General features: G+C 33.9%; 26 protein-coding genes. 10 read left to right on the top strand and 16 right to left on the bottom strand.

The window, feature by feature from the left end:
• Nucleotides 1-104: 104 nt before the first annotated feature.
• Complete coding sequence (locus SYN6308_RS12410; RefSeq protein ID WP_017294768.1) at nt 105-449, bottom strand: DUF760 domain-containing protein; 345 nt, start codon at nt 447-449, stop codon at nt 105-107.
• Nucleotides 450-778: 329 nt separating this feature from the next.
• On the opposite strand from SYN6308_RS12410, the gene SYN6308_RS24895 reads away from it, so the two are divergent.
• The gene (locus SYN6308_RS24895; RefSeq protein ID WP_017294767.1) at nt 779-925 is read left to right on the top strand and encodes a hypothetical protein; all 147 of its coding nucleotides are present in this window, start codon (nt 779-781) and stop codon (nt 923-925) included.
• A gap of 9 nt (nt 926-934) precedes the next feature.
• Here SYN6308_RS24895 and SYN6308_RS12400 read toward each other — a convergent pair whose 3' ends face one another.
• The 4 genes from SYN6308_RS12400 to SYN6308_RS12380 form a co-directional block, all read right to left on the bottom strand.
• Entirely contained in the window at nt 935-1162 is a 228-nt protein-coding gene (locus SYN6308_RS12400) for a type II toxin-antitoxin system HicA family toxin (protein ID WP_017294766.1), read from the bottom strand.
• Nucleotides 1159-1383, bottom strand: a complete 225-nt coding sequence (locus SYN6308_RS12395; RefSeq protein WP_017294765.1) for a type II toxin-antitoxin system HicB family antitoxin — start codon at nt 1381-1383, stop codon at nt 1159-1161. Before SYN6308_RS12395 ends, SYN6308_RS12400 begins: the two co-directional genes overlap by 4 nt.
• A gap of 121 nt (nt 1384-1504) precedes the next feature.
• Nucleotides 1505-2596 (bottom strand): 7,8-didemethyl-8-hydroxy-5-deazariboflavin synthase subunit CofH, encoded by a 1092-nt coding sequence (gene cofH, locus SYN6308_RS12390; RefSeq protein ID WP_017294764.1) that lies wholly within the window; start codon nt 2594-2596, stop codon nt 1505-1507.
• A gap of 387 nt (nt 2597-2983) precedes the next feature.
• Nucleotides 2984-3925, bottom strand: a complete 942-nt coding sequence (locus tag SYN6308_RS12380; protein ID WP_017294762.1) for a glycosyltransferase family 2 protein — start codon at nt 3923-3925, stop codon at nt 2984-2986.
• Between the two features lie 209 nt (nt 3926-4134).
• Here SYN6308_RS12380 and SYN6308_RS12375 point away from each other — a divergent pair, with 209 nt between their 5' ends.
• The 3 genes from SYN6308_RS12375 (at nt 4135) to SYN6308_RS12365 (ending at nt 5742) form a co-directional block, all read left to right on the top strand.
• Nucleotides 4135-4890 (top strand): SDR family oxidoreductase, encoded by a 756-nt coding sequence (locus tag SYN6308_RS12375; protein WP_017294761.1) that lies wholly within the window; start codon nt 4135-4137, stop codon nt 4888-4890.
• A 75-nt stretch (nt 4891-4965) separates the two neighbouring features.
• Nucleotides 4966-5220, top strand: a complete 255-nt coding sequence (locus SYN6308_RS12370) for a hypothetical protein (RefSeq protein ID WP_017294760.1) — start codon at nt 4966-4968, stop codon at nt 5218-5220.
• A 216-nt stretch (nt 5221-5436) separates the two neighbouring features.
• The gene (locus tag SYN6308_RS12365; protein ID WP_017294759.1) at nt 5437-5742 is read left to right on the top strand and encodes a hypothetical protein; all 306 of its coding nucleotides are present in this window, start codon (nt 5437-5439) and stop codon (nt 5740-5742) included.
• A gap of 166 nt (nt 5743-5908) precedes the next feature.
• Here SYN6308_RS12365 and SYN6308_RS12360 read toward each other — a convergent pair whose 3' ends face one another.
• A complete protein-coding gene (locus SYN6308_RS12360) occupies nt 5909-7327 on the bottom strand; it encodes a TolC family protein (protein ID WP_071590985.1) in 1419 nt (472 codons plus the stop codon).
• 600 nt (nt 7328-7927) lie between these two features.
• On the opposite strand from SYN6308_RS12360, the gene SYN6308_RS12355 reads away from it, so the two are divergent.
• Nucleotides 7928-9517, top strand: coding sequence for a glycoside hydrolase family 57 protein (locus tag SYN6308_RS12355; protein ID WP_017294757.1), 1590 nt, complete (start codon nt 7928-7930; stop codon nt 9515-9517).
• A gap of 576 nt (nt 9518-10093) precedes the next feature.
• Here SYN6308_RS12355 and SYN6308_RS12350 read toward each other — a convergent pair.
• The gene (locus SYN6308_RS12350) at nt 10094-11224 is read right to left on the bottom strand and encodes a sodium-dependent bicarbonate transport family permease (RefSeq protein ID WP_017294756.1); all 1131 of its coding nucleotides are present in this window, start codon (nt 11222-11224) and stop codon (nt 10094-10096) included.
• A 334-nt stretch (nt 11225-11558) separates the two neighbouring features.
• On the bottom strand, nt 11559-11801 hold the full coding sequence (locus SYN6308_RS12345) for a hypothetical protein (protein ID WP_026102050.1): 243 nt from the start codon (nt 11799-11801) through the stop codon (nt 11559-11561).
• A 267-nt stretch (nt 11802-12068) separates the two neighbouring features.
• Here SYN6308_RS12345 and SYN6308_RS12340 point away from each other — a divergent pair, with 267 nt between their 5' ends.
• Both SYN6308_RS12340 and SYN6308_RS12335 read left to right on the top strand, forming a co-directional pair.
• Nucleotides 12069-12383, top strand: coding sequence for a P-II family nitrogen regulator (locus SYN6308_RS12340; RefSeq protein WP_017294754.1), 315 nt, complete (start codon nt 12069-12071; stop codon nt 12381-12383).
• 72 nt (nt 12384-12455) lie between these two features.
• Entirely contained in the window at nt 12456-12911 is a 456-nt protein-coding gene (locus SYN6308_RS12335; RefSeq protein WP_017294753.1) for a DUF2996 domain-containing protein, read from the top strand.
• Nucleotides 12912-13053: 142 nt separating this feature from the next.
• Here SYN6308_RS12335 and SYN6308_RS12330 read toward each other — a convergent pair whose 3' ends face one another.
• Both SYN6308_RS12330 and SYN6308_RS23420 read right to left on the bottom strand, forming a co-directional pair.
• The gene (locus tag SYN6308_RS12330; protein WP_017294752.1) at nt 13054-15900 is read right to left on the bottom strand and encodes a DNA methyltransferase; all 2847 of its coding nucleotides are present in this window, start codon (nt 15898-15900) and stop codon (nt 13054-13056) included.
• 157 nt (nt 15901-16057) lie between these two features.
• Entirely contained in the window at nt 16058-17806 is a 1749-nt protein-coding gene (locus SYN6308_RS23420; RefSeq protein WP_017294751.1) for an ATP-binding protein, read from the bottom strand.
• A gap of 414 nt (nt 17807-18220) precedes the next feature.
• Between SYN6308_RS23420 and SYN6308_RS12320 the strand changes: the two genes are divergently transcribed.
• A complete protein-coding gene (locus SYN6308_RS12320) occupies nt 18221-19330 on the top strand; it encodes a hybrid sensor histidine kinase/response regulator (protein ID WP_017294750.1) in 1110 nt (369 codons plus the stop codon).
• A gap of 78 nt (nt 19331-19408) precedes the next feature.
• Here the strand turns inward: SYN6308_RS12320 and SYN6308_RS12315 are convergent, their stop codons facing one another.
• Nucleotides 19409-20086: a hypothetical protein gene (locus SYN6308_RS12315; RefSeq protein WP_017294749.1), complete on the bottom strand. Its 678-nt coding sequence runs from the start codon at nt 20084-20086 to the stop codon at nt 19409-19411.
• Between the two features lie 81 nt (nt 20087-20167).
• On the opposite strand from SYN6308_RS12315, the gene SYN6308_RS12310 reads away from it, so the two are divergent.
• Nucleotides 20168-21388: a potassium/proton antiporter gene (locus SYN6308_RS12310; RefSeq protein ID WP_017294748.1), complete on the top strand. Its 1221-nt coding sequence runs from the start codon at nt 20168-20170 to the stop codon at nt 21386-21388.
• Between the two features lie 103 nt (nt 21389-21491).
• On the opposite strand, the gene SYN6308_RS12305 is transcribed toward SYN6308_RS12310, so the two are convergent.
• From SYN6308_RS12305 to recN, 5 genes are all read right to left on the bottom strand, one after another.
• The gene (locus tag SYN6308_RS12305; RefSeq protein ID WP_017294747.1) at nt 21492-21671 is read right to left on the bottom strand and encodes a hypothetical protein; all 180 of its coding nucleotides are present in this window, start codon (nt 21669-21671) and stop codon (nt 21492-21494) included.
• A 106-nt stretch (nt 21672-21777) separates the two neighbouring features.
• Entirely contained in the window at nt 21778-23217 is a 1440-nt protein-coding gene (gene sufB, locus SYN6308_RS12300) for a Fe-S cluster assembly protein SufB (protein ID WP_026102049.1), read from the bottom strand.
• A 181-nt stretch (nt 23218-23398) separates the two neighbouring features.
• Nucleotides 23399-23683, bottom strand: a complete 285-nt coding sequence (locus tag SYN6308_RS12295; protein ID WP_017294745.1) for a type II toxin-antitoxin system RelE/ParE family toxin — start codon at nt 23681-23683, stop codon at nt 23399-23401.
• Nucleotides 23664-23876 carry a hypothetical protein gene (locus SYN6308_RS12290; protein WP_017294744.1) on the bottom strand — a complete coding sequence of 71 codons (213 nt, stop codon included), beginning with the start codon at nt 23874-23876 and terminating at the stop codon, nt 23664-23666. The genes SYN6308_RS12295 and SYN6308_RS12290 overlap by 20 nt, the downstream gene beginning before the upstream one ends.
• A 362-nt stretch (nt 23877-24238) precedes the next feature.
• Nucleotides 24239-25972 (bottom strand): DNA repair protein RecN, encoded by a 1734-nt coding sequence (gene recN, locus SYN6308_RS12285; RefSeq protein ID WP_017294743.1) that lies wholly within the window; start codon nt 25970-25972, stop codon nt 24239-24241.
• Between the two features lie 245 nt (nt 25973-26217).
• Here recN and SYN6308_RS12280 point away from each other — a divergent pair, with 245 nt between their 5' ends.
• A complete protein-coding gene (locus tag SYN6308_RS12280; RefSeq protein ID WP_017294742.1) occupies nt 26218-26442 on the top strand; it encodes a type II toxin-antitoxin system HicB family antitoxin in 225 nt (74 codons plus the stop codon).
• Nucleotides 26443-26455: the final 13 nt, after the last annotated feature.

The following is a 26455-nucleotide window of genomic DNA, read 5'->3' as shown; positions in this document are numbered from 1 at the left end:
TCTCACAAAAATAAAAATCTAATCTTGACAAATAACCATAAATAATAGAGAATAAAGTTACTTATTACTTATTACTTATTACTTCGTCCCGATCGTTCTTAACCTTAAGTTCGATCGGGATTTTCATCATGATCAACACTGAATAAAGCCTTTTCAAAATCCATTCTTTGTTCTGCGTTTCTGAGAAAATAACCACTCATCATAGCTGAAGCTAATAAACGCCCTAGATTTTCCCGATTGGTACTAACCATAACTCCAAAATGTTCTGAGGGCAAACTACCAAGCATTCCCATTATATTTCTCTCCATCACCTGAAACACCTCTTGAGATTGAGGTTTAGAAAGTTGACTTATGGTTTCAGGAGTTAGTGACTGTAAATACTCTAAAAAATTATTATCCTCGTCAGGTTGGTTAAAAAATCTACTATTTTGATTTGTTCTATTATTCACTGCTTTTCTCCCTTAATGTTTATTTACAACAATTAATCTAATATCTATAATGTAGCAATTTTATTGGAAACTGTAGTTGAGTAAAACCGAACTTCTCAGAATTGAGAGATATAATTTAATCATCTTAACAAAAAATTTTAAATGGCGGCAAAAGATAAATTTCATGATATAGTTAAAACAACTTTAACTGTTCAATATCTTTGATAAGTATAAAATCTTGTTAGCAAGTAATATTTTGTAATATAACTTTGCTTGAGCAAAAAAATGTGTGGACATTGTACGAATAATTAAGGTAAACTAAAATTAAGCTGAATATCCATATACAGATTATGATTCAAAGTAAGAATAATTATGAGAAATTAGTATTATCAAATCAAGATCAAGATTTATTGTTATCTGTCATAGAAAATCCTCCTCAATTACAAGGAAAATTAACAACAGCAATCAAAAAATATCGTCAAAAATATAAAAAATAAATGAAAAATTTATAGTAAATTAGTAAACTCATCAACTTTTAAATTAGCATCATTTAAGATACTTTTTAAAGTTTTAACTTTCAAAATTTCTGTGGCGTGATAAGGAATTGTCACCCTTTTTCCTTCAGAATTTTTATAAATTTTATGACTCCCACTCTGTCTTACTAAAATAAATCCTATTTTTTCTATTACCCGAATAACATCGTTAGCGGTAACTCTAGGAAAACGATTACTCAAGCGACTACCTCCACAGAAGTTAAACTTATTTGTCCAATATTGGGTAATTCCTCTCCATTAGCAATACGATCTTCAAGATGTAGTAAAATAGCATCTTTGATATTGTCGATAATTTCTTCATAAGAATCCCCTTGAGTATAACAACCTTGAAGTGAAGGGCAGTAGGCGAAATAACCTTCTTCATCTTTTTCAATAATTACTGGTAAATTCAGTTTTTTCATAAGACTTTTTCTAAAGTTTGATTATATTGATTAACAATTATTACTTTTTTATGAAATTTTCTTCCCCTTTCTTTTCCTTACCCTAACCGACAATTTTATGGTTTACTGAGGTAAAAATGACTCATTCACTCTGAACTTGATACAAAGTATCTCGTTGACGATAAGGACGATCGATCGAACTGATGGCATTTTGTATGGTATCCTCCTCTAAACAAGTACCTCCTTTCGCCCCTGCCATAGTGGTAATATGTTCTTCCATCAGAGTACCGCCAATATCATTACAACCCCATTGCAAAGCATCTAATGCACCATCTAAGCCTAACTTTACCCAACTTGGTTGATGATTGGGTATTACATCCCCTAAAAATAAACGGGCAACGGCGGTTAATTTTAGGGTAGCTTGTAAATCGGGTTGATTTCTGCCTACACGATTTCTTAGGGGTGCTGGTGCTTGTTCTCCCACGAAAGGGAGTAAAATAAATTCTGTTATCCTTGCTGGATAGTTTTTTTCTAAGGCTTTTTCTTGGATCGATCGAATTTTACTTAAATGTGACAACTGTTGTTCTGGAGTTTCGATATGTCCACATAACATGGTGCTAGTGGTGGGCATTCCTAAACGATGGGCGGTGGAAACAATCTCTAACCAAGTATCGGAGTTGAGTTTTTCAGGGCAAATAATTTTTCTGACGTTATCATCTAAAACTTCCGCAGCAGTGCCGGGCATTGAACCGACTCCGTGATCTTTTAAGGCTAAAATGACATCACTATAGGTTAAATTATCTTCTCTGGCGATAAATTGCACTTCTTGGGGTGAAAAAGCGTGTAGATGTAACTGAGGAAAGTTATTTTTAATTCCTGTGACTAATTGGAGATAGTATTGCAAACTACTACCGTTGATTTTTGCTTCAACATTTAATCCTCCTTGCATACAAATTTCTGTGGCATTTTTTTCGATCGCACCCTGACATTTTGCTAAAATATCTTCTAAATTAAGCCAAAATGAGCCTTCTTCTTGGGCATCTCGTCTAAAGGCACAAAAACTACAATGTTGCTCACAAATATTGGTAAAGTTGATATTGCGATTAATTACATAAGTTACTGTGTCGCCTTTTTGTTGTTGTCTAGTTCGATCGGCTTTTGTCTTCAGATAGGATATATCTTCATCCGCAGTAGATTTAAGTAAATAAAGGGTATCAGCGATAGAATTTGACATAAATAATTAATGGAGAATGAAGAATGGAAAATGAGAGTCAATCAATAACTCTCGTTGAAATAAATTTTAATTTAAGAATACAAGTATGCTGAAGTTTTAACCTTATTTTCTTCAAATTTTATTACAATCTTTCTGTATATAGGGTTTGCTGAATAACTCAAAAAGCTATTAGAATCAAGGGTTTAGGCATAATACATTAAGAAAAAAGTGCGCAGTTTTAAGGATTTTTATTCAAAAATTCGACACTTTTGACCTTATTTTTAATAATATCTCTATATTTTTTTATATTATGCAAAGCCTCAAAACCTTGATTTTTCATTCTTTAACCTAAAACCTAACACCTAAAACCTAACACTTCCCCTCATCAAAATACTTTTTCATCAACCCCTAATTATTTACTATTTCTCTGATTCTGTAGATAGGGCGTTGTTGAGATTCGTGATAGGTACGCATTAATAATTCTCCTAGCAAACCAAAGCAAAATAATTGCACTCCTGTTAAGATTAATAATACACATAATATCAATAAAGGTCGATCGGCGATACTTTTACCTAATCCTAGTTTGATAAAAGTAAGATAACTACCAATCATAACACCTAATATCAAAGAAAATAGCCCGAAAAAGCCAAAGACGTGCATCGGGCGAGTAAGAAATTTTTTGATAAAAAAAACTGTTAGTAAATCCATTATTACTCGAAAAGTTCTACCTAAACCGTATTTACTTTTACCAAAACGCCTTGCATGATGATTAACAGGAATTTCTGTGATTTTTGCTCCTTCAATATAGGCTAAAGCAGGTAAAAAACGGTGTAATTCACCGTATAAATTAAGATCAGCGATCAATTCGCTACGGTATGCTTTAAGGGAGCATCCATAATCGTTTAATTTTACCCCTGTTATTTTACTGATGATCCAATTAGCAATTTTTGATGGTAAAAGACGAGTTAAGGTGTCGTCTTGACGGTTTTTGCGCCAACCGCTAACTAAATCATAGCCTTCCTCTAATTTCGCTACTAATAAGGGTATATCCGCAGGATCATTTTGTAAATCGCCGTCAAGGGTGATAATTATTTTTCCTGTGGCTTTTTCAAAACCTGCTGCCATAGCGGGAGTTTGTCCATAATTACGTCTTAAGATAATGGCTTTGACATGACTATGGATTTTAGCAACACTTCTTAATACTTCGATCGAACCATCGATCGAACCATCGTCAACACAAATAATTTCATAAGTAAAATTTGTATCTTTTAAACTATTAGTAATAGCAGAGATAAGCAGGGGTATATTTTCGGCTTCATTATAAATGGGGATAACGAGAGATAAATCCATAAAATTAGGAGTAAAGGGTAAGGAGTAAGGAGTAAGGAGTAAGGAGTAAGAAGTAAGAAGTAAGAAGTAAGAAGTAAGGAGTAAGAAGTAAGAAGTAGGAAGTAAGGAGTAAGAAGTAAGGAGTAAAGACAGGAATCTCGTTATTGGTAGGTAAGTTCTATAATAAGATAATATTTTGGCATTCTCAATTTTAGGTTCAATTTGTAAATATGACAAAAAAAGTTTTAGTAACAGGCGCAACGGGTAGGACTGGTTCTTTGGTGGTGAAAAAGCTACAATCTAATGATTATGGTTGGCAAGTTGTACCCTTTGCTCGATCGAGCCGTAAGGCTCAAGAAATTTTTGGCAATACTGATAATTTTATCTTCGGGGATATTCTATCACTGGAGGATGTTTCGATCGCACTGGAAGGATGCGAAAAGTTAATTATTTTAACGAGTGCCGTGCCAAAAATGATTACTCCTCCCTCGGAAGGAAAACCCCCTGAGTTTGATTTTGAAACTAACGGAAAACCCGAACAAGTCGATTGGTTAGGGCAAAAAAACCAGATAGATAGTGCTAAAAAAGCTGGAATTAAACATATTATCCTTGTCGGCTCAATGGGGGGTACAAACGAAAATCACCCTTTAAATCGTCTTGGCAACGGCAATATTTTAATCTGGAAAAGAAAAGCTGAACAATATTTAATGGATTCTGCCATAAATTACACCATTATTCGGGCAGGAGGGTTACTGGATAAACCAGACGGTAAACGGGAGTTATTGGTAGGCAAAGACGATGAATTTTTAGCCTCTCCTCCCAACGGCATTCCTACTTCTATCCCTAGGGGAGATGTGGCAAATATGGTAATTCAAGCCTTAAACAATCCTTTTGCCAAAAATAAAGCCTTTGATTTGATTTCTCAACCTGAAAATGATGATACCTCAATCTCGATCGACTGGGATGCACTGTTTCAATTAGCTTAAAGTAAACTAAAATGAGGTTTAGGAGTAACGGGTAATTACTCCTAAGCAATGACTTAAAACTAAGAGGATTTTACCATGAGTACAGTAACAGATAATGAGTTAAGAGAGTTAAAAGATTTAATTAACTCGAAATTTGAGAGGGTATTTGAGGAGTTAACAACGATTAAAGTTGATATAGCTACCCTCAAAAGTGATGTAAATGGGATTAATAAAAGATTAGATAGTGTCGAGACTCGATTAAATACTGTTACCCTCGGAGTATTTGGGATTATCGGAGTTTTAGTCACTGGGTTATTAACGTTTGTCGGTAAATTTGTATTTTACCCTTAACATTTAATCAAACTTAAGAGGCTGAAATATAGCCTCATTATTAATAAAGTTTCAGGTACGCTATTAAAAATGAGTTAGTAGGTACTAAATTGAAGATATTTGAGGCAAGGGTTAAGGCTTATAAATTATTCTACTTAGAGTGAACTAAAATAAAGTTTAGGAGTAACAGCCAATTACTCCTAATCAAAATACATTCATAACTAAGAGGATTTTACCATGAGTACAGTAACAGATAACGATTTAAGAGAGTTAAAGGATTTAATTAACTCGAAATTTGAGCAAGTCGATCGAAAATTCGAGCTAGTTAATGAAAAAATAGACTCTCGTTTTGAGCAAGTAGATAATAAGTTAAACGATATGAGAGTAGAAATAGCCTCAATTAAGGGTAATCAAGAGGGTTTTAGCAAAAGGTTAGATAATCTTGAGTTTACAAATAGAGGTATTTTGATTAGTGTAGTTAGTGGATTATTAATCGCAACAATTACGTTAATAGTTAAATTTTTAGCGCCGTCCTTCGGATAAATTTTAATTCCTAAAGGTAAAGGGATTTTCGAGACTTGAATCATGGCTAATTCTTTAAACCTCATCGTAAAAAGACAACTTGAAAGTTTAACAACATAATATCACAATAAATACATTGTTTAAAAGTTAATACAAAAACAAGTTGTCTGGAGATTATCAAAGAAAATTATCTTAGTTCAAATAAGTTACCGTCGGGTAAATTACTAACGGCTCTTTGTAATTCGTTTAAAGATTGGTTATAACCGATAATAGCTTGTAAAAAGTTACCCCTAGCTTCCGTTAAACTTCTTTGAGCGTTGATAACATCGGTTTGTGTACCAACCCCCGCTTGAAATCTTAATCTTGCTAAACGGAGACTTTCTGTGGCGGTAACTACGGCTTTTTCGGTACTACCAATATTTTCTTTATTGGCAATCATGGTATTGTAAGCAGTTTCTACTTGTAGCCTAATTTTATTCCGTTGATTGGCAAAATTAGTTTCATCAATCTCCATATTACGGGTTTCTTGATCTCCCCTTGCCCTAGCTGTGCCACCATCATAAAATCGCCAACGGAGTCTCGCACCAAGGTTATAACCATTAGCAAAGCCTGTATTGTTTAAGGTATCCGCAGCTGTGCCAGTAAAATTATAACCGGCAAATAAGCCCACTTGAGGGCGAGTTTCCGATAAGGCAATTTCTCGATTCTGTTCGTTGATTTCCCTTCTGACTAATAATTGTTGTAATTCGGCTCTATTCTTAAAAGCCATAACAATACTATCTTCTAGGGTATATTGCCATATTCCTTTTTCGGTAATTTCATCGGCGGCGGTTAACTCGACATTTTGCCCAACACTTAATACTTCTGCTAGGGTGCGTCTAGCGTTTCTTTGATTGGAGATAGCCACAGTTAAAGCCTGATTGGCGTTGGCTAAATCCACTTCGGCTTGTAAAACGTCAAATCTTGTGCCTAACCCCGCTTGTTCTAATAATTGCGCATCTCTGAGGGTTTGGGAAAAGTCTTCGATCGCAGCTTGGGCAATGGCGACTTGAGCATCTCTATTTTGTAACTCATAGTAAGAGTTAGTTACATTGAAACGGGTTTCTTCGGAGATACGCTCTACATCTAGTTTATTAAAATAGATTTCTCTACGGGAACGCTCGATCGAGGCACTACGACGACCACCGCTATACAAGTCATAACCTACCTCCAAACCCCCTAGAAATTGGCTTTGATGACGAAAAACATCCCCTCCTTGGGGGCTTGTATCTTGCCCCCGTTGGTTAAACTCCAAATTTCCGTCCACCGTAGGTAATTCTGCCCCTTGGGAAGCCCTTAAACCGTCTTCGGCTTTTTGTAGTTCAATTCTGGCGGCTTGTAAATCTTTGTTATTTTTAAGCGCAATTTCGATGGCTTCCTCTAAGCTGATGGATTGTTGTTGATCAATTTCTACCTCTTTGGGCTTGGTGGGAAACTGTAAAGGGTTGGCGTTGGGGTTAAATCGATCGAGATTAGCATCCACCGATTGAGCCAAGATCGGGTTTATATAGCCTATGTTTAAACATAACGTACTCAGAAGTAACGGAAAACTTTTTAGATAAGACATTTGTATATAGAAAATGATTACTTTTAATAGTGATTATAAAATATAGTTTTTATAGTTAAAAATATAATACTGGATTTAGGTTCGATCGCACAGCGCCGCCTTTGGCGATCGAAAATTTTGAATGACTAAAGGGGATCATATCCTATTACCCTGAAATTGAATCAAAAATTATCTGAGTTTGATGCAAGAATATTTGATCTAGGTAAGTTTTAGGTTTTAGATTTTAGGTTAATTTTTCAACTTTTGTTCCATTATTTAATTAAATTAATCGAGAGGGAAATCAATTATTAATAATTTTTGATCCATAGAAACGAGTGCAAAATAAAAAGTAGAATCTATTTTAGGGTGGAAAACATAAATTTCTTAACTTATTACTCATTACTCGACTTTTGCAAGAAGTCTAATTTTTTACCTAATACCTAACACCTAATACCTAACACCTAATACCTAACACCTCATCTTTAGCAATAAATTTTAGATTGAACTGAGGTAAAAATGCAAAACATCGCTCATTTTAGCTTAAAATTCTAATGACAGATAGTATTTATTATTAAATAATCTGCTCACCTGTAAAAACTAGCAAATAGTTATTGACATATTATGGCTCTTGGCTACCTCGCCCTCGTGCTACACGCACATTTACCCTTTGTTCGCCATCCCGAAAGTGATTATGTCTTAGAAGAAGAGTGGTTGTATGAAGCAATCACCGAAACTTATATCCCTTTACTCCAAGTTTTTGAAGGCTTAAAACGAGATGGAGTTGATTTTAAAATAACGATGAGTATGACACCTCCTTTAGTGTCCATGCTCAAAGATAAATTATTACAAGAAAAATATAGCGAACATTTAGAAAAATTACAAGAATTAGTCGAAAAAGAAATTGAATTTAATGAGCATAATGGCCATATAAAATACCTAGCTGAATACTATGCTCAAGAGTTTAGTGAAACTCGTCAAGTATGGGAAAAATACAAGGGAGATTTAGTTGGAGCATTTAAGAAATTTCAAGATAGCAACAACCTTGAAATTATTACCTGCGGTGCAACCCATGGTTATTTGCCCTTAATGAAAATGTATCCTCAAGCCGTATGGGCGCAAATTGAGGTTGCTTGTCAGAGTTATGAAGAAAATTTTGGCATTCGCCCTCGTGGTATTTGGTTGCCTGAATGTGCCTACTATGAAGGTTTAGAAAGAATGTTAGCTGATGCTGGGTTAAGATACTTCTTAACCGATGGTCATGGTTTATTATACGCTCGTCCGCGCCCTCGTTTTGGTACTTATGCACCGATTTTCACAGAAACAGGAGTAGCAGTATTTGGGCGTGATCATGAATCATCTCAACAAGTTTGGTCATCGGAAGTAGGTTATCCGGGTGATCCAGTATATCGAGAGTTTTACAAAGATTTAGGCTGGGAAGCGGATTATGATTATATTAAACCCTATATCATGCCCAATGGTCAACGGAAAAATGTTGGGGTAAAATACCATAAAATCACCAGCCGTCAAGCAGGTTTATCAGATAAAGCCTTATATGATCCTTATTGGGCAAGGGAAAAAGCCGCAGAACACGCAGGAAACTTTTTATATAATCGTGTTCAACAAGTGCAACACCTTGCAGGAATGATGCAACGAGAGCCGATTATTGTTTCTCCCTATGATGCTGAGTTATATGGTCATTGGTGGTATGAAGGTCCTCAATTTATTGACTTTTTATTCCGTAAAGCGTGGTTTGATCAAGATTCCATGTATATGATTCACTTAGCGGATTATTTGAAAGGACATCCCACTCAACAGGTGGCGATTCCTTCTCAATCGAGCTGGGGTTATAAAGGTTTCCATGAGTATTGGTTAAATCATACTAACGCTTGGGTTTACCCTCATCTACACAAGGCGGCGGAAAAGATGATTCATTTGTCAACCAAAGAACCAGAAGACGAGTTACAATTACGGGCATTAAATCAAGCGGCACGGGAATTGTTATTGGCACAGTCGTCAGATTGGGCATTTATTATGCGCACGGGAACGATGGTACCTTATGCGGTAAGACGAACTAAGAGTCATTTATTGAGACTGAATAAACTCTATGATGATATTTGGGCAGAGCAAGTAGATTCTGGTTGGTTGGAAAAAGTGGAAAAAATTGATAATATTTTCCCTAACATCGATTACCGTGTTTATCGCCCTCTTTAAGACCTGAGTTCGATAAAAGAATTCTTGAGGTTAATAGGTTGCAGGTTGCAGGTTGCAGGTTAACAATTTCTTTGTTTAGATCAATTAATTACTTAATTTAATTTTGATAAAATCAATTTTTGTTCAACTTTTTCACTAATTCTTTACCTGATCCCTAACACCTGATACCTGACACCTTATCTTAACCAATAATTTTATGTCGAACTGAGGTTCTTTAAGAGATTTTTCCAGAAAAAATTTTTAATAGCTAAAACTATTGTAGAGACGTAAAATTTTACGTCTCTATCTCAAATATGAAAGATTGTTAATCATTTCGTAGTTAGGGTTTACTGAATAAGTCAGAAAGCTATTAAAATCAAAGGTTTAGACATAATACATTAGTGAAAAAGTGCTCCGTTTTAAGAATTTTTATTCAAAAATTCAACACTTTTAACCTTATTTTTTTAAAATACAACTATACTTAGTCTATCTATTAACAGCATCAAAACCTTGATGTTTCAGTCTTTCTCCTAACTCCTGTCTCCTGACTCCTGACTCCTCTCTCCTACCTTCATCAAAATACTTTTTCAGCAAACCCTAGTTGCCCATAAGTGCTTGAGCAAGACCAATGAAGAAGGGGATACATATACCGATCGCAATGGGTGTTCCGATGGCGGTAGAAGCACCGATATAAGCGGATGGGTTCGCTGTGGGGATACCAGCTCGTAAGGTAGGAGGTCCAGAAATATCGGAACTGGAAGAAGCGATGACAGCGAGGATTACAACACCCCCCATACTAAAGTTCATAGTGTAGTGAGCAATCAGACCTAAACCGAAAGCGATAAGTCCATGGATAAAAGGTGCAATAGCACTATAAACAACATACCACTGAGCAACTTTACGCAATTCGCCAATTCTTGACCAAGCCTCCATGCCCATAACTAACATCAAGATAGAAAGTAAACCACGAAAGGCAGGATTGTAGAAACCTTCATAGACGCTTTCTGGCTTGGTCAATATACCAAGGGCAAGACCGAGTAACATTGCCGATAAAGCAGGACCTCGGAGACTTTCCTCGATAATAGGCCATATTTGAACACCTTTGTTTGCCTTGCTTTGTTGCTGATTAAGATACTCTTGTCTGGTGGCAGGGTACTCAGGGTTACTGTGATACTCTCCTGCCATAACCGCCTCTTTAGCGAAAGATTCTTCTGCGCTGAATTCCTCACTCATAGGACTTTTCTTTTTGTTGAGATAAATATTCGCTATTACGATCGCAGTCACTAAAGCGGGAATGTCCATGAAGGGATAAAGAGCTCCTGCCCATGCCTCGAAGGAAATTTTCTGTTCTTCGAGTACGGTCAAACCAGCCGCCATGGTAGAACCACTCACCGCACCAAATAATCCACCAGTGGCGATGGCATCTACGACTTTGACTTTTGGCAATTTACCCAATGTGTAACGGGCGATAAAAACAATTACAATACCTATTACTACAGCAAATATTACAGGTAAAATCATGTCCGCAAGATTGGAATTGCGGATGGCAATGCCACCAGTCAAACCGATTTTAGTCAGCAACATGAAAACGATAATTGTAGAAATTGACTCTGGAATTACTAATTCACTACCAAGAGCAGCAATGATCATTCCTCCAATCAAAAAAGCGAGGGTTGGGGACTGTAACTGCTTGATGAAGTCCGTCAAGAAAAGCGATAAAAAATCCATTAATTTCTCCTTGTGCCCCTTCTGGGGCAATTATAATAAGTGGGCTTTTTAAAGTCAGGGTGATTTTTTTCACCCCCACGGTACAGGTACTACGGAATGTCCTGTTTATAGGGTATTTAAACATAACTGTTCTAGGAACAGGGCTAGAAGATGATGCTGGAGGGCTATCATTATCTATAGTTTTTATTCTATAAAGAATTAAATATTGATTTATATAAGTCTATAGTAAAATCAACTTATTTTCAAACTATTTAACATAAATTTAAAACTTAATATTTAATCTAAATGATAAGTTTTTCTTTTATTTGACCAATAGTTTATGATTGAAGTGTAATTAATCCACTTGCAATGCTGGAGATTCCTTTGGGGAAGTCGGTTCTAAGGGAGGACTGTAACGAGCGAGGTTAATCCAAACTACTGAAATTAGTAAACCAACACCGCAACCGATCAGGAATACCCAACCGTGGGAGGGTTCTAAAACCCAGAGTAAACGGCGATTACTGCTATATACCTGTACGCTCCAACCCTCCTCTGTAGGCAACTTTGGTTTTGACTGCCTAGATTCAAAATTATTCATAGTTTTTTTGTCTATGGTTCGAATAAATACCATATATTTAAGTATATGAGAAGGTGGGCTAAGAAGCAACATTTGTGACAAAATATTGTTTTAGACTTATTAAATTTTAAATAAGTGAAACTTATATTTAAAATCGACTCTGCTATGGGTGTATCTCCTTGACTGATCGATAGTCTGATGCTAGAATGCTCACTATGGTAAGCGCGCAGTGTTGGCGTTTTCCTGAGTTTTATTAAATTCGATAACTATAGGTATAAAGAGGTAAATATGATCAAGAAAGCCAGTAAGCTCGTTATCGTCACAGAAAAGTTGTTACTGAAACCGATCTCTAAAATTATTGAGGAAGCGGGGGCTAGTGGTTATACGATCGTAGCCGCCGGTGGTAAAGGTAGTCGTAATGTTCGATCGTCTGGACACCCCAATGTTTCTGATACTTACTCAAATATTAAGATTGAGGTGCTGACTGCTGATCGAGATACGGCGGTGAAAATTTCTGATAATGTGGCAACAAAGTTTTTTGAAGATTACTCTGGCATCAGCTATATATGCGATGTCGAAGTACTTCACGCTCATGATTTTTAAGTACTAGGTATTATAGTAACCTAAGATATATAATTATTATATTAAGATTTTTGATAATACAAACTTAAAATTATGAGCGAAGAAGCTAAAACAGCATCATCTATCGAGAAACCGCCGGCGGAAACAAAAACCCCTCCTGCGAAGAAGGTTAAACCTCCAGCTTTGGAAGATAAGCCTTTTACGGAGTTTATGGAGCAACATTTTACTCCAACTCTCAAAACGGCTTTAGAAAAACAGGGGTTGGAAGATATACAACTGGATTTTGTCAAAGCGAAAATTCCGATTAAGGGTTTTGAGTCTAATCCTGAGTGTTGGCAAGTGTTGGGTAATCTTAAAAATCGTCAATTTTCTTTCTATTTTCTTGAGGAAAATATTAATGGACAAAAGGCTTTTTCTTGTGCTACAGACAATCAAAAACCGAGTACGATCGAATCTTTTATGATTGATGAGCGCAAGGCGAGTCTTGATTTGATGGTATTATTTGCCCTCAAGCGCCTAAATGGTCAAAAATGGTTAGCTAGAAATTAAATGAAGATATTTACCACCGTAGAATAGGCATCTTGCCTGTTTTTCTCCTAGATGTTTATTTGGGTTTTAGGGTTTAGAAGGGTTGAACAGTGTTCAACCCCTACATTTTCAAAAAAGTGTACAGTTTTAACAATTTCTGTATTTATTTTTTCCTGCCTTTTTTCTTCTCAGATTTTAATAAAGGCGTGTTGATTTGTTCATATAAATTAAACAAAAATTCGATGCGATTTAATTCACTGGAAAAAGATTGTTTTGTATAGCATAAATCCACCGCTTTGTCAAGGGCTTGATGGACTTTTAATAAGTCCCTTGGCATGGTTAATCGATCGTACAAATCGGCTAAACTACTATCAGGATATTGTGTTCTAATATCAAGGATTTTTTGAGCTAAATTGGCTACTTTTTCCCTCTGTTTTTCCGTCACATTGTCAGGGAAAGGATAGTTATTATAAACAATAGAATTAGAGTAACGATAATCGCTTTTTAGTCTTCCACAGACATATTTAACCCATGTCATGTGCATTTCTGATGTTAATATTCCGAATAAAAATAAATCAGCATCAGGGATAATTAAACAACTATCTCCTGCAATAACTTCTTGATTAAAAAAGCCAATAGGAATATATTTTCTATTCTCGGAGGAAACACGAGGTAATAATAAATAATTAGTATTAGGTTGTCTAATTTCGCCAAAAAGAGTCGGAAAATTAGCTAATTTTTGTGTTGCTTGTCTTTTACTTTCTAATCTTAATTGTTGAACATTTTTAACTCTTTCACTAACATATTTTAATAGTTTTAATTCTTGAGGTTGAATATCTACTAACCATAAACAATAACGTTTTTCATTATTAATAAATTCCTTTGCACTCAAAAAAGGTTTAATAATTTTTTTTGCTAAAGGTTCGATTTTCAAAAATTCTTCTTTTTCTGTTTCAGTAAATAAAAAATTGCCTCCATCATTAGGCATATTACCAAAATTAATTTCAGGTACATTAGAAAGAGGTTGTTTACGACTTGAGATAATTAAATCATTACCTTCTACTAAATAAGGATTGATATTTTTTACGTTAATTTCTGTTGCTTCACCTTTAATATTTTCATAGAAAAAAAGTCGCTTATTATCGATATTTTCTAAGCCAAAACCTATAATAACACAATGGACTCCAGCATTATTTTTTGCTTCATTATTCCAAGAAAAAGTACGATGAGCGAAGTGAATTTTTATCTTATATTTAGTATATAATTCCTGCCATAAAATGCCCACTTGTTCACCTTGAGAAATAGAATTTGTACTCACAAAAGCACAACGAATTTTAGTATTTTGAATAAATTGGGAGGCTTTTAAATACCATGCACAAACATAATCTAAAACTCCTGCATTTTTTACGCCATTAAAAACTAAACCCATGTCAGCTTTTTGCTGTGTATTTTGATAAGTTTTTCCCACAAAAGGAGGATTACCAAAGATAAAATTAAAGGAAAAATTCGATCCCCCTAAATCCCCCTTAATAAGGGGGACTTTTCCATTTTTATCCCCCTTTAATAAAGAATTATCCGTATTCTCCCCCCTTTCAAAGGGGGGTTGGGGGGGATCAATTATATTTTTCCAGTCAATTTGTAAAGCGTTACCATGAACAATAGTAGCAGATTTATTGAGAGGTAAACGGACAAAATATTGACCAAATTCATTACTAACTTTAATATTCATTTGATGATCAATTAACCACATGGCAACCTCCGCAATTCTTACCGCAAATTCATCGTATTCAATGCCAAAAAATCGATCGACATCCACTTTAATAATATTGCTAATATCTAACTCTAATTGTCCTTGTTTATTTAACTCTTTTAAAATTAAAATTTCTAAATCTCGTAACTCTCGATAACTAACAATTAAAAAATTACCACATCCACAGGCGGGATCAAGAAATTGTAAATTAGCGATTTTTTCGTGAAACTCTTTAAGTTTATTGTGATTAGTTTTTATCTTTTCAAACTCATTATATAATTCATCTAAAAAGAGAGGTTTAATGACTTTTTGAATATTTTTTTCTGAGGTATAATGAGCACCTAAATTACGTCTTTCTTGGGGATTCATAACCGCCTGAAACATCGAACCAAAGATAGCAGGGGAGATTTTTCCCCAGTCTAAACTACAGGCTTTTAATAACATTTCTCTCATTTCTCGATCGAAAGAAGCGTTATCTAATCTTTCGTCAAATAACTTACCATTGATGTAGGGAAATTGGGCTAAATTTTCATCTAAATTCTTAAGTCTGCTGGTTTCTGACTTATTTAAAATTTGAAAAATTGAGTCTAAATGAATGGCTAAATCGCTACCATCTTCTTTAGTGTGTAAATCGATATATTCGTGAAAAATTCCTTGATTAAAAATGCCAGTATCGTCAGCAAATAAACAGAATAATAAACGGACTAAATAAACTTCTAATTGATGGCCTTCATAACCAATTTCTTTTAATCGATCGTGTAATTGTCCCATTAATTCGGCGGCTTGAATATTAACGGGATCACTATCTTTATATTCTCGTTTTTTATACCCTGCTATAAAGTCAAATAAATGAACATGATTAACAAATTCAGAAAGTAAAAATTCGTGATTTATCTCATTTTCTAAATCGTATAATTTAAACCTAGCAAAGTCAGAAACCAAAATATATTTAGGCAATTCATGATCTTTTAATCCGGGAAAATATTCGATCGCTTGTTGATAGGCTTTATCTAAATTTTTGCCCTTAGATTTATGTTCAACTAAGATGACTCCTTTCCATAATAAGTCAATAAATCCTTGTTTATTATCTAATTTTTTAACAGATTTTTCAAAGGTAGCGACACGCCTTCTTGGTACTCCAAAAACATCAAAAAAACTATCCCAAAATGATTTTGCTTCGGCATTTTCTGAGGTTTCATTAGCCCATTCGTAGGTAAAATTAATGGCTCGATTTTTGATGTCATTCCAACTTAAAGGCATGGTTTTAAATAATTAAGAATTAAGAGTTAAGAATTAAGAATTAAGAATTAAGAATTAAGAATTATTTTAAAGTAGTTTCCTCCCAATATTTCTTATCAATTATAGTTTCCAGTTAAATCAAATTTGGAGAATAAAAACGCCCTGCCCTCTCTCATCTTCAACATGGTATATTGATAGAGATTGTTGTACCTTGATTAACTTTACTTTTGACAGAAATTGTACCTTTAAGCAAGTTTACACATTCCTTGACGATCGATAATCCTAAGCCTGTACCTTGAATATTACCAACATTTTCGCCCCGATAAAAAGTGTTAAATAAAGAGGATTGATCTTCTAAGGGAATCCCGATACCTCGATCGACAATTTCTAAGATAATATTTTTAGGTTCTATGGTTAATAATACCTCAATTTTTTCGTGGTGAGGAGAATATTTAACACTATTAGAGATTAGATTTGTGATAATTTGAGTTAAGAGTTTTCTATCTAACGATCGTTGATATTTTTCTATGTTTAATGGTTCTTGATTAGTCAATTGAAAAATTATTTGATTATGGGGATAAGTCTGGCAAATTTCCTTAACAATAGTTTGACAAAAATTATAAATATTAATACTTTCGGGTAGATAACTTAATTCTTTAGCTTCCGCTCGATTGATTAATAAAATATCATCTAATAATTTGGTGGTATGCTCTATATAAGTTTGAATAGTTTTAAAATGTTCTTGTTTATCTTCATAGGATAATTTATTTTCAAAGGTTTTTAAGATTCCCACAGAAGAAGAAATTACCGTTAATGGAGTGCGAAATTCATGGCTTGTGAGGGTGATTAAACGGGATTTTAATTCGTTAACTTCCTCCGCTTTTAATAATGCTTGTTTTAAGATTTTTTCTGATTCTTTTCTTTTAGAAATATCTCGACAAACACAAATTAAATAATTTTTATCAGTTAAAGTTAAAGATAATTCTAAGGGAAAAGTTGATTGATCTTTTCTTTTGGCAATCCCTTCTCCTCTCCATACTTTATTCTTAATTAATGAGGGTAAAATTTGACTTTCAAAATGTTGAATTTGATCATCAAAATAAAAATTTCGCCAATTATTTGTCGGTAATTCTTCCAATTTTTCATAGCCAAACATGGTTAAATGTGCCTTATTCATGTAAATATATCGATCGTCCTGTAAAATGGCTAATCCATCCACGGCAACATCAAAAGTGGCTAGATTTTGCTCTACGACTTCCTGAGATTGTTTTAATTTTTCATTGGTTAAATATATCTGCAATCTTTGACATTCTAATTGATTTTCTTTTTCTTGTCGTTCAATGGCACTTAATAAAGGTAACATAAAAACATCATTAGGAATAGTTTTATTTCCTAAATAATATTGTTTAACTAAATAATCCTGCGCACCCATTTTAATCGTTTCTAAAGCTAGTTTTTTTTCATAATCTCCTGTTAAAACAATCACCGCAATATGTTTAAATTTAGCCTTAAATTTTTTTAAGGTATTTAACCCATAACTGTCGGGTAAGTTTAAGTCTAAAATCACTAAATCAAAGTAATTTTCGCCATATTCTTCAATACTTTTAAATCCTTTTTCTAAACTATTTTTATGGATTAAATTAAATTTATATTCTGTTTCTAATAATAATCTATGTTCTAAAATTTTAACAGATATAATATTATCTTCAATAAATAAAATATGAATATTTTTTAAACTATCAAGGGTTTTAGTTAAACAAGAAAAATCATTAATTTTTTCTAACTGATTATCTAATATTTCTAGCTTTTCTTGTAAAAATTTGATTATCTTTAACGTTTGAGCAGAATTATTAGTATCACTGATAAAATTCAGTAATTCTTGTTCATTATCACAAGAAACTAAATGTTTTATATACTTATCTGACATGAATTTTGTCACCTTTAAATATTTTATTATTGACAATATTTTGAGTTGTTATCGCTTGGTGAGCTTAGTCTAACCAATGCCTTTTATCTATCTTTATTAGTTAACTTAAATAAGTCAAGTGTTTATATAGAAAAAATAAGTAACAGTAATTTTATCATTGTTGTTATTATAGATTGACTTTTCTATTTTGAGTAGGATCAATGATTCCTTAAAAAAATGTTAAGTAGTTAAACTGATGTTAGATTCAATGCTAGATTAAATTATAATAATCAATATATAAAAAATCGATGAGCAAATTCTTTTCATCTCTCTAATGCAATAATTGTAACAGTTATTGATTCAAAATTCATGAGAATATAGAAAAATTAATATAAATTATCTTAAAAACAAACATAAATATAGTAAGTTTTAAAAATGCTAAAAATTTTAGTTATTGAAGACGAAATAAACATCGCTAAAAATATTAAACAAATTTTAGATTTATCAGATTTTTATACGATTATAGCTCAAGATGGTCAGGAAGGAATTGAGTTAGCAAAAGAAGAAAATCCTGATCTAATTTTATGTGATATAATGATGCCAATTTTAGATGGCTATCAAGTATTAAAAGAACTAAAAAAAGATGCTAAAATTGAGAGTAAACCTTTTATTTTTTTAACAGCAAAATCCGATCGTCCTGATTTTCGTAAGGGTATGGAATTAGGTGCTGATGATTATTTAACTAAGCCTTTTTCTCCCGAAGAATTGTTAAATGCGGTAGAAATTCGTTTACAAAAACAAGCTAAAATTCAAGAAAAAAATAAACAAGAATTAAATAATCTTAGTTTAAAAATTCAAAAATCTTTACCCCATGAATTATATACTCCTCTCAATGGCATGATTTTATCAGCGAATCTTCTCAATGAATATGCGGAATCTATGTCGGTGGAAGAAATTAAAGAAATAGCTCAAACTTTATTGGAATCTTCGAGAAGGTTACATACTATTGGGGAAAAATTTATTCTCTATATTTACTTAGAATTAATCCTCACTAACTCTGATAAATTAAAAGAGATTCGCTCTCACAATCATCAATGTTTAACTAAAACTATTTTATCTACTTTTTCTCAGATTCAAGCCCAAAAATTACACCGAGAAGAAGATATTGTTTTAGAGTTAGAAGAAATGACGATTAATATGGCAGAAACTGATTTTTACAAAATAGTTACAGAATTATTAGATAATGCTTTTAAATTTTCTCAGCAAGGGGATAAAATTAAGATTTTAACGAACATTAGTGATGATAATTTATGCAATCTTTTTATCATAAATCAAGGACAAGGAATGTCGATCGAACAATTAAAAAAAATTACTAATTTCCTTCCTTTTAATCAAGGTTTAGATTATGCTGACGGCTTCGGATTAGGCTTAGTTATCGTCAAAAAAATACTAGAAATTTATCAAGGTTCAATGATGATTGAAAGTTTTGTCAACAATGAAACTATTGTCCATATTATTTTACCCCAAGGATCGCTATTTGATTAAAATATTTTCACCTTGAGAATTATTTTCTGATTTTTTGAATAAAGTGAGGGCATATTTTTCAACAATTAACTATTTTTTTTATTGATGGTATTCGGCAATAATATCTTGACATTCTGTTACTGATTTACGTTGTTTCATAGCTTCTACTAAAGCTAAATAAGCATCTTTATTTTGTTCAATAATAGTGGTTGCCTGTAAAATTGCTAGTCTTTGTTTCATCTGAAAATTAGTAGCGGTGAGGGTGATATTGCGATTAATTTCTTGAAATTTTTTAATATCTTCTTCTCCCCCTTGACTATTATTATAAATAACTTTTTCTCCTGCTATTCCTGCCATTAATACTACTCCAAATCGATCGAGCAGTCGATTAAATTCTCTCATATCCTGAGATTTTTTTTCGAGAAAAGAGGTATCAAATATTACTCCCCCTAAACCAGAATTATTATTTTTAATGGCTTCCCATGCTGTTAAAGTATAGCCAGTAACAGGAATTTGAGATAAATAAGCGGTTAAAAAATGTCCTGCTTCGTGATAAATAATACGCTGTTTTTGTTCTTCTGAAGCAAAAATATTTAATAATAAGTTTACTCCTTGATTTTTCCATGATAAAGTATCGATCGTAACTAATCCTAATAAAACAAATGTTATCCCTGCCGGAATATAAGGAGAAAAATGTAAAAGGGGAGATAATAATGCAGATAAAGTAATTGTAAAAATGGTAATAGCGAGAATATTTAAACCAGTGTCTTCTTCCATAAATTTAGCAATAAAATAATTGAATTTTTTGATTAATAATTTCTTAATATAACTATTATATATCGCAAACTTAACTAATTTATGACATTATCGATCGAACAAATTTTTATCATTGTCGGTATTTTATTATTATCCAGTGTTTTTGCCAGTAAAATCTCGAACAAATTTGGGATTCCTGCATTATTGTTATTTTTATTGATTGGTATTTTGGCAGGAAGTGAAGGCATCGGAGGCATCAAATTTGATGATTATATCATTGCCCGATACTTAGCGGATACCGCTTTAACCTTAATTCTGTTTGCTGGTGGTTTAGACACAGAATGGAAAAAAATAAAACCCCTCTTAAAAGAAGGCTTAATCCTTTCTACCGTGGGAGTAGTGATAACGACATTATTAGTCGGCACTTTTGCATGGTTGATTTTGGGGAGTTATACTAGCTTTTCTCTTGGCACTATGGGTATTACTTGGATTGATGGATTATTACTAGGCGCAATTATTTCTTCCACGGATGCGGCGGCTGTCTTTTCTATCTTAAAATCCAGTCAAATTAAACTCAAAAACAATATACAACCCTTGTTAGAGTTGGAATCTGGCAGTAATGATCCTGTAGCGATACTTTTAACTACATCGATAATTGGCATTATCACTATGGGAGATTTTTCTCCTGTGCAATTCGTAACAAATTTAGTGATTCAAATTATTTTAGGGATTTTATTTGGTTGTATCACAGGTTTTGTTATTGTCAAAGTCATCAACCGTATTAGATTAAATTCCCCCGGATTATATCCCGTTTGCAGTGTTGGCTTACTGTTATTAAGTTTTGGCATCACCGCCTCTTTTAATGGCAATGCCTTTTTAGACGTTTATATTGCTGGAATAATTTTTAGGGAAGAAGTGGTGAAAAACAAAGATTTAATCGTCAGTTTCCACGATAGTTTATCATGGCTCATGCAAATTATTATGTTCTTAACCCTAGGCTTATTAGTGCTTCCTTCCCAATTTTCCCCTGTCGTGGGTGTCTCAGTTTCGATCGCACTTTTCTTGATTTTCGTAGCTCGTCCTCTCAGTGTATTTTTATGTTTATCACCCATCAAAAAATATAACAATAGGCAAAAACTATTTATTTCGTGGGTAGGGTTAAGAGGTGCAGTACCAATTATTTTATCATTAATGCCAGTGATTAACGGTATCGAAAACGGCAAAGAGATATTTAACCTAGTATTTTTTCTTGTAATTACATCTATCTTAATTCAAGGATTATCCCTTGTGCCGATGGCAAAATTTCTCAAAGTTGTCGATTAGATGCTAATGTTAGTGTTAGTAACATATAGCAAACTTAAATCATTTATGACATGATCGATCGAATAAATATTTATCATTGTTAGTATTTTCCTAGGAAACCACCTTAGTGTTTAACCAATAATGGCATTTTAGGGATAAATTCACCAACTTGCAGAAATTGAGCTTCTGCTAACATAGCATCGGTTATTTCTGGTATATCCGAACAATCTATATCATCATCATCTTTGTATATTTCACGAAGAATATCCGCTTCTTCTTTCGTCATCGGTTTTATCTCACTCATCTTTTTTATTATAGTTGTTAAACATAACCCCACGTTCGTATTTTTCGATAAAAGAATACCACAAAAATCGGCGTGGGATTAACAACCATCAACTATTCATAATTACCTAACCCACACTACCTTCTAACTTGAGACTGAGAAGTTTATCAGCTTCCGCCGCAAATTCCATGGGTAACTCGTTTAACACATCTTTACAAAAACCACTTACCAACATTGACACCGCATCTTCTTCGGAAATGCCCCGTTGAGCAAAATAGAACAGTTGATCTTCGCCAATCTTAGAAGTAGAAGCCTCATGTTCGACTTTAGCACGACTATTATCCACTTGAATATAAGGGAAAGTGTTGGCTTCGGCATTGTCACCAATTAACATGGAATCACATTGAGAGTAATTTCTTGCACCAGTGGCTTTATTACCCATTTTCACTAAGCCACGATAGCTATTTTTCGAGTTTCCTGCGGATATTCCCTTAGAAATAATTGTACTGCGGGTATTTTTGCCAATATGTACCATCTTAGTTCCAGTGTCCGCCTGTTGCATATTATTTGTCAAGGCGATCGAATAAAATTCTCCCACAGAATTATCACCCACTAAAACACAGCTAGGATATTTCCATGTTATCGCAGAACCAGTCTCCACTTGAGTCCAAGAAATTTTTGAGTTAACTCCTTTACATAAACCGCGCTTAGTCACAAAATTATAAATACCACCTTTACCTTTTTCATCTCCTGCATACCAATTTTGTACTGTGGAATATTTAATATCAGCGTTATCCAAAGCCACCAATTCCACCACCGCCGCATGAAGTTGGTTACTATCATACATGGGTGCAGTACAACCTTCTAAATAACTTACGGAAGCCCCTTCTTCAGCTACAATTAAAGTACGTTCAAACTGCCCCGTATCACCGTTATTGATACGAAAATAAGTCGATAATTCCATAGGACATTTTACCCCTTTCGGAATAAATACAAATGAACCATCACTAAAAACTGCACCATTAAGCGCCGCAAAATAGTTGTCTGCTGAAGGTACAACACTACCTAAATATTTTTGAATTAAATCAGGATGCTCTTGCAATGCTTCGGAAATAGAGCAGAAAATAACACCATCTTTAGCTAGTTTATCCTTAAAAGTGGTTGCGATCGAGACACTATCAAAAATAGCATCAACGGCGACATTTCCTAGGCGCTTTTGCTCAGATAATGGGATACCTAACTTTTCAAAGGCTTCTAATAAAGTGGGATCAACTTCATCAAGACTATCCAATTTTTTCTTTTGTTGTTTAGGCGCGCTGTAATAAATAATATCTTGATAATTAATACTAGGATAACCCACATGAGCCCATTCTGGTTCAGTCATTGTCAACCATTGACGATAAGCCTTGAGACGAAATTCTAACATAAATTCAGGCTCATTTTTCTTGAGAGAAATCAATCTCACCACATCTTCACTTAAACCTTTAGGAATAGTATCCGACTCAATATCTGTAATAAATCCGTATTTATAAGGCTGATTAACTAAAGTTTTAACAGAAGCGCTCATATTTTTTAATAATAGTAAATTTGTTTTATAGTTAAACAACATTTTTGTTGTTTAAGTCCATTGTACAATGAATCGTGAATAATAGACTTCCTCAAAAAAGATATTTTATTAGTTCGTAGTCAGGGTTTTAACCCTTACTATGTAAATTGATGGACAAGTCTAATTATGGTGATAATGCTTTTCATCGATAAACATCATCGTGACTGCCAATATCAATTAACAAAATCATCATTTCTAATAACTTCCCGTCTTCAGAAAAACTAAAAATAATTCTACAGTCATAAGCGACAGAACAAGACCAAAGTCCTGACAAATTTCCAGTTAATTTATGAGATTTAATCGAAGGAGTAAAAGGATCGTTTGCCAATATTTTAATTACATCCGCAATTCTTGATTTTAACTGGGGATTTTTTTGAATGACTTTCTGATAAGAACGCTTAAAACCTTTACTCCATAATATCTTCATCTTCAACCTCATTTAAATCTGCGATCAAATCCTCCACTGTACCAACTTTAGCAGTACCCAGCGCGATCGCCTCTTTCAATTCACGGACATTAGCTAAAATTTCAGCTTCCCTCATTTTTGCCCGATGATTGCGGAGAATTTCTAACAAAGAATCTTGCTCATCTGGAGATAAACTCTGAAAAGATTTAATCATGTCAACTATGCTCATCATTACACCTCAAGAGCTTTTAACTGTTAACTAATAGTTTATTATAGTTCTTTATACCTACTCACGGGATAAAGGTTGACATTTTTTTAAAATATGTTAGCTTTTAATGAAGTCGATAACCAAGACTGTTAAAACTATTTAATTTAAAGATTAAATTAAATAAAAATTAGTTATTATTCAAGATTAATCAATTAATTAGAATAATAAAAGTAGGGTGGGTTACACCCGAATCAACGCTTGTGGACAGTATCAAGCCGACTTGACTGGTAGAAGCAAGAAGTAAACGTCATAGGTAACTATGAGTAAGTTTTATATAACAGAAAAACTTATCTTTACCTAATTGTAGTTTAATCGGACGATCGTTTTTTGAGTTGACGAGCCGTTTCTAGGATAGAATCAGCAAAAGCGATGGCTTCCTCCGCCGAATGCCCTCCCGTCAATTCTGCTAACTCATCTCTACGGTGTTCTTGATGTTCTAAATGTGTGACTTGCACGATCGTTCTTACCTCTTGGGTTTGTGATGATTGAGTCAAATGTTTTTCCACCCGAAAATGATCATCTGCCATAGCCGCTACAAGGGGTTGATGGGTGACACACAACACTTGATGCTGAGAACTTAATTTGTGTAACTTTTGGGCGATCGATTGAGCTACCTTCCCCGAAACTCCTGCATCAATTTCATCAAAAATCAGAGTTTTACCATTAGTTTGAGACTCCGTAAAACAAGACTTGAGCGCCAAAAGAAAACGACTCATTTCCCCCCCCGATGCCGTCATAGCTAAGGGTTGTAAATCTTCCCCCGGATTTGGACTAAAATAGTATTCTACATGATCTGCTCCCATACTATGGGGATTAACGGGGGTAACTCGACATTGAAACTGTACTTTTGCCATACCTAGGGGTTTTAATTCTTGGGTAAGCTGGGTTTCTAATTTTTGAGAGGCAGTTTGCCTTAATTGGCTTAATTTAGTACACAATTTGATTAATTTTGTGTGATGTGCTAGGTACTCTTGTTCTAGTTCGTCGATCGATTTGCTATTATCGGTTAACTCGATTAACTCTTTCTTCAAACTATCATAGTATTCGATGACATCCCCTAATTTTGGTCCATATTTACGACAAATCCGCTTTAAGAGTCTAACACGTTCTTCTACCTCCTCTAATCTTTCTGGATCGGCTTCTAACCCTGCCCCATAACTATAGATTTGTTGCCCTGCCTCCACTACTTGATTTAAGGCTTCTTGGATAATTTCCAAAATGGGGGTTAATTCTTTGTCATAATTCGCCATATCTCGCACAATGGGCTCAACTTTGGCTAAAATATCCGTTACGGCAGGATTTTCATCTGATTCACTCTGATAGAGTAATTGATAGGCTTGATAGCTTAATTGTTGTAATTCTACCACATGGGTAAGTCGATCGCTCTCAATCTCCAAATGCTCTAATTCATCGGCTGATTGTAAATGAATTGTACTCAATTCCTTGATTTGATGTTGAATCAAGTCTAACCTTTGTAACCTTTGTTGTTCAGATTCCCTACAATGTTCTAAAATTTCTAAGGCTTGTTGAGTGTCGATAAATGAGCGACTGACAAGGTTTCGTTGAGTAATTAATTCTTTACCGCCATAGTCGTCTAACAAATCTCGTTGACTACTAGCAGAAAGTAATTGCCCTGTTTCCCCTTGCGCTGTCACTTCCAAAAGTCGATCGCGCAAAAGAGTTATAATTTGTTTATTCACTACAACCCCGTTGACTCGACAGCGAGAGCGAAAATTATCTTTACCAATAGTTAACTCTCGACTACATACGATCGTACCATCTTGAAAAGACTCAACCTCTTGAGATTCCAACCATTTTTCTAAATCCGCATTGGTTTGAAAACTAGCTTCTACAATAGCTTTTTTTGCACCAGTGCGAATCATTCGTTGATTAGCTTTTCCTCCTAATACCACATCAATGGCATCAAGAATAATCGATTTTCCAGCCCCCGTTTCTCCCGTGAGGACATTTAAACCAATACCAAATTCTAACTCTAAGTGATCAACTAAAGCAAAATTATCGATGCGAATAGCAATTAACATTTATCAGCAATGGACATTATCGAATAATCACTATTGTATAATTTCTGAGGAATGAGTAATGAGTAATATCAAGTTCTGATAATTACTTACAATTAGATATATTGTAGGTTGGGTTGAGGATACGAAACCCAACAAAATAGACATCTCCATAAATTGAGAAAAGAAGGGTTAAAACCCTTACTACGAACAAATTAAAAATCTTTTTTGAAAAAGTCTAATAAAAGAAGTAAAAAGGAGAGAAAAAAATGGATAATTTAAAGTATAAAATGGTAATTAAATGGTCTGATATTGATAATTGTTACTTAGTTGGTTTTCCTGATTTTAAAGGGCAACAATGGCGCACCCATGGTGATACTTATGAGGAAGCCCTTAAAAATGGAATCGAAGTTTTAGAATTATTAATTGAGGATTATCAACTATCGGGAGAAACTTTACCAATCCCTAGTATTTTAAAAGAAAAAGTTGCTTAAATTCTACCGCTTT

This window comes from Geminocystis herdmanii PCC 6308 (genome assembly GCF_000332235.1).
In the GTDB taxonomy this organism is placed as follows: Bacteria; Cyanobacteriota; Cyanobacteriia; order Cyanobacteriales; family Cyanobacteriaceae; genus Geminocystis; species Geminocystis herdmanii.
Note: the sequence above shows the minus strand (reverse complement) of the source record. Positions and strands in the feature narration are given on the sequence as shown.

Coding starts and splice junctions, on each gene's coding strand:
- SYN6308_RS12340 (WP_017294754.1), top strand. CDS start 12,069: ATGATCAAGAAAGCCAGTAAGCTCGTTATCGTCACAGAAAAGTTGTTA.
- SYN6308_RS12305 (WP_017294747.1), bottom strand. CDS start 21,671: ATGAGTGAGATAAAACCGATGACGAAAGAAGAAGCGGATATTCTTCGT.
- SYN6308_RS12315 (WP_017294749.1), bottom strand. CDS start 20,086: ATGGAAGAAGACACTGGTTTAAATATTCTCGCTATTACCATTTTTACA.
- SYN6308_RS12350 (WP_017294756.1), bottom strand. CDS start 11,224: ATGGATTTTTTATCGCTTTTCTTGACGGACTTCATCAAGCAGTTACAG.
- SYN6308_RS12380 (WP_017294762.1), bottom strand. CDS start 3,925: ATGGATTTATCTCTCGTTATCCCCATTTATAATGAAGCCGAAAATATA.
- recN (WP_017294743.1), bottom strand. CDS start 25,972: ATGTTAATTGCTATTCGCATCGATAATTTTGCTTTAGTTGATCACTTA.
- SYN6308_RS24895 (WP_017294767.1), top strand. CDS start 779: ATGATTCAAAGTAAGAATAATTATGAGAAATTAGTATTATCAAATCAA.
- SYN6308_RS12395 (WP_017294765.1), bottom strand. CDS start 1,383: ATGAAAAAACTGAATTTACCAGTAATTATTGAAAAAGATGAAGAAGGT.
- SYN6308_RS12355 (WP_017294757.1), top strand. CDS start 7,928: ATGGCTCTTGGCTACCTCGCCCTCGTGCTACACGCACATTTACCCTTT.
- SYN6308_RS12345 (WP_026102050.1), bottom strand. CDS start 11,801: ATGAATAATTTTGAATCTAGGCAGTCAAAACCAAAGTTGCCTACAGAG.
- SYN6308_RS12375 (WP_017294761.1), top strand. CDS start 4,135: ATGACAAAAAAAGTTTTAGTAACAGGCGCAACGGGTAGGACTGGTTCT.
- SYN6308_RS12310 (WP_017294748.1), top strand. CDS start 20,168: ATGACATTATCGATCGAACAAATTTTTATCATTGTCGGTATTTTATTA.
- cofH (WP_017294764.1), bottom strand. CDS start 2,596: ATGTCAAATTCTATCGCTGATACCCTTTATTTACTTAAATCTACTGCG.
- SYN6308_RS12290 (WP_017294744.1), bottom strand. CDS start 23,876: ATGATTAAATCTTTTCAGAGTTTATCTCCAGATGAGCAAGATTCTTTG.
- SYN6308_RS12370 (WP_017294760.1), top strand. CDS start 4,966: ATGAGTACAGTAACAGATAATGAGTTAAGAGAGTTAAAAGATTTAATT.
- SYN6308_RS12360 (WP_071590985.1), bottom strand. CDS start 7,327: ATGTCTTATCTAAAAAGTTTTCCGTTACTTCTGAGTACGTTATGTTTA.
- SYN6308_RS12330 (WP_017294752.1), bottom strand. CDS start 15,900: ATGCCTTTAAGTTGGAATGACATCAAAAATCGAGCCATTAATTTTACC.
- SYN6308_RS12280 (WP_017294742.1), top strand. CDS start 26,218: ATGGATAATTTAAAGTATAAAATGGTAATTAAATGGTCTGATATTGAT.
- SYN6308_RS12335 (WP_017294753.1), top strand. CDS start 12,456: ATGAGCGAAGAAGCTAAAACAGCATCATCTATCGAGAAACCGCCGGCG.
- SYN6308_RS12320 (WP_017294750.1), top strand. CDS start 18,221: ATGCTAAAAATTTTAGTTATTGAAGACGAAATAAACATCGCTAAAAAT.
- SYN6308_RS12365 (WP_017294759.1), top strand. CDS start 5,437: ATGAGTACAGTAACAGATAACGATTTAAGAGAGTTAAAGGATTTAATT.
- sufB (WP_026102049.1), bottom strand. CDS start 23,217: ATGAGCGCTTCTGTTAAAACTTTAGTTAATCAGCCTTATAAATACGGA.
- SYN6308_RS23420 (WP_017294751.1), bottom strand. CDS start 17,806: ATGTCAGATAAGTATATAAAACATTTAGTTTCTTGTGATAATGAACAA.
- SYN6308_RS12295 (WP_017294745.1), bottom strand. CDS start 23,683: ATGAAGATATTATGGAGTAAAGGTTTTAAGCGTTCTTATCAGAAAGTC.